Annotated in this window: 2 protein-coding genes and 1 pseudogene; 1 reads left to right on the top strand and 2 read right to left on the bottom strand. The window is 38.8% G+C overall.

Annotation, left to right across the window (positions count from 1 at the left end):
- Positions 1–347 (bottom strand): annotated as a pseudogene (locus Q1V93_RS14505) (hypothetical protein); the annotation flags it as partial.
- A gap of 409 nt (positions 348–756) precedes the next feature.
- On the opposite strand from Q1V93_RS14505, the gene Q1V93_RS14500 reads away from it, so the two are divergent.
- Positions 757–1,563 (top strand): hypothetical protein, encoded by an 807-nt coding sequence (locus tag Q1V93_RS14500; RefSeq protein WP_300665650.1) that lies wholly within the window; start codon positions 757–759, stop codon positions 1,561–1,563.
- 495 nt (positions 1,564–2,058) lie between these two features.
- Here Q1V93_RS14500 and Q1V93_RS14495 read toward each other — a convergent pair.
- Positions 2,059–2,776 (bottom strand): hypothetical protein (locus Q1V93_RS14495; RefSeq protein WP_300665649.1); only part of this gene is annotated, 718 nt, incomplete at its 5' end.

Raw genomic sequence — 2,776 nt, 5'->3', positions numbered from 1 at the left:
GGTTGTTCAACTTCCGGTTTCGGAATTTCAGGGGTTTCTTCTTTACTGAATAAATCCTCTGTCCAGTTTTCCGTTGTTATCGTGATCTTTTTTTCCTCTTTTGTCGGTCTGAAAAGGCTGGAAGCTGCCCATAGTCCACCAATTCCGATAAAGAAGCCAAGGAAGATCAATAACAAACGTTTGTCATAATCCCGACGAATTTTATACGCACCGTATTCCTTGTTGCGGTTTTCAAATACGGTTTCATTTCTCTCTCTGGAGGTAACCATTTGCCACGATCTGGAAGAGAAGTAATCATAGAGCGAAAAGGCTACGATGATTGACATGATTGAAAGTGTAAGTACCATGATTTGGTTTTTTTAAGTTATTATCTAAAACGTAATTCCAAAGGCCTTTTGATGGTTTTACTATATTCTAATCTAAGTATTCTTTCGACTCGTTTCTTGAAAAGAATTTTATCTGTTGATATGTCTTATTTAAAGGTGGTTTGAAGGAATTGTGTGAATTTAGAGGCTTTGAAATGAGGTGTTTTCGAATTGGGTGAAAGACTTCTAACCGGTTTAAAAGGTTGAAATTCCGGTAGCTATCGGAATCAAAAGCTCAAAGGTGGAATATTTTGAAAGTTTGAACCTTTCTTACTTTTGAACACCTTGAACTGATTTTCTGCTGAGAGAATTTGTCTTTAAGAAAGGAACGCGATGTAAGGAATGATTGGCACGAATTTGGTAAGTTTGGCGAAAATTTAAATAAGAATCTATGCGAGTATTAATTGTTGCCGGTTTTTTGGGAAGTATGGCTCTTTCCGGGAATACATTCGGACAATATGAAAAGGTATATTATAACGATACCACATTTGAAACGGATAGCTATAAAGTTGAAATCGATAACATCGTTGCTTTGCCGAAAGAGGTGAAATTCCGAATGACAATCACGAACAAAACAAGTGATTGGGTATTGTATAATTCGGAAGAAAGTAAAATCGAGCTTGGAGGAAAAAGCCTGGATACAAAAGATAAATACATTTTGATTGCTCCGCACGACAGTAAGAAGAAAGTCATGCGCGCAATAGGAGCGAACCTGAATAATGCCCGTTCTTTCAATTTTGTATGCGAAGGATTTTACAAAGTAACATTGAAGGAAGCTGTTGTAACACCGGAATTTCGTTTACCCGCTTCCAATAATGAATTTGTTGCGGGAAACTTTAAAGTAACCTTGGTGAATACCTTGAAAGAAACCGGAAGAACGGATGTGAAATTCAAGATAACATATAATGGTGAAGGGTTGGCGTTTATTTCCCCGGCGAAAATCTCGGTAAAAATGCCTGATGGGAATCTATACGCTACTTCAAGATCAAAAGCTGATGTTGTTGCATTGAAAAAGGGAGAAACAGAATCCATTCAGGCTTCCTGGGATCGTATGGAAGGAGGATCTAAAATGGATATGCAGATGGTTGAAATGCTGATTCACTTTGAAGGAGTTTTCCAGGAAAGTTCGCAAACGAAAATGGATCGGGTGGTTCTTCCGTTACGCTGGAATGATGCTTTGACAATGGGAAAGAAGTAGTTGAAAAAAATAATTGAATGAAAGCTCCGACGATAAATGTCGGGGCTTTTTTTATGCTCTGAAGTTCTGTTTGGAGTTTTGGATAGGGGGGAGAGTGGGTTTGGAATTGAAATGTATTACTGACTTACTAAACGTTTAGACACAATTTTATAAAATTGTAAAATTGTTCCCGTTCCGTTGAATCTTTTAAAAAAGAGTTTTGCCCGGCAGTTTAGACGATGATTGGTCAGAAACGTGGAATTTAAAATGGACCGATTAAACGAAAAGCCTGATGCACGGCGAAAATAGATTGTAAAATTCCACTGATCCCAACGAATCCCTTGCCGGGACAAGTTGCGCAAATATTAGTGGCGCTTACTCCCGAAACTTCGAAACCACAATTTGATTAGCGAGTCCGGCCTGTCCCGATTCATTTCGGGAGTAAGGGAGTATTCCTAAAAAGAAAAGCCGGGATGAAAATTTTTCACCCCGGCTTTTTTATAATGATTTCAGAATTTACTTCTTGAAGTATGCTTTCGCCTGAACATCGTTCGGATCCAATTCCAATACTTTGTTCCACATCTCGTCAGCTTTCACTTTGTCTTTCATCGGAGAGTTTACGTAGTAATCTCCTAAGTATTTTGAAGCTTCGATGATGTAAGCTTTGTATGATCCCGAAGCAATATCTTCCGGAGAAAGAGCAGCAAGGAAATCTTCATACTGTTGTTTTGCTAAATAAGTCTTCGCTTTCGGATTATTGTCCAACTGAACGCGCGCTCTTGCTTGCCAGAAATGTCCACCAGGGAAGGTCGGTGAAGTAGCAACCAAACGTCCGAAGATAGAATCCGCCATTTTGAAATCTTTTGGACCGAAGTAGTAAGCACGACCGAAATCATAGTATTCGATAGCTTGCATTTTGGAAGGATATTGATTCATCTTCGCTGTGTAAACCTCGATTAATTTCGGATAGTTCTTCTTCTCAGCATACAATTTCGCGATATCGGAAAGGTACTCCGCAGCTTTTGCCGTATCAATAGATGCCGCCAGATAATATTGCTCGATTGTTTTATCTTCTTGTCCTAATTTGTCGTAAATCAAACCACGGTATTTGTAATCGATAGAAATGATCTTGTCTTTTGAAGCAATTTTAAGGAAGTTGTCACTTTCTTTCAATGCCTGAACATAACGCAAGCTGTCGCCTGATTCGTTGCACTCATACAAAGAGTAGAACAAC

It is taken from the genome of Fluviicola sp., from assembly GCF_030151805.1.
Classification (GTDB): Bacteria; Bacteroidota; Bacteroidia; order Flavobacteriales_D; family Crocinitomicaceae; genus Fluviicola.
Note: the sequence above shows the minus strand (reverse complement) of the source record. Positions and strands in the feature narration are given on the sequence as shown.

Excerpts from the sequence above, each read along its gene's own strand:
- Q1V93_RS14500 (WP_300665650.1), top strand. The coding sequence starts at position 757 with ATGCGAGTATTAATTGTTGCCGGTTTTTTGGGAAGTATGGCTCTTTCC.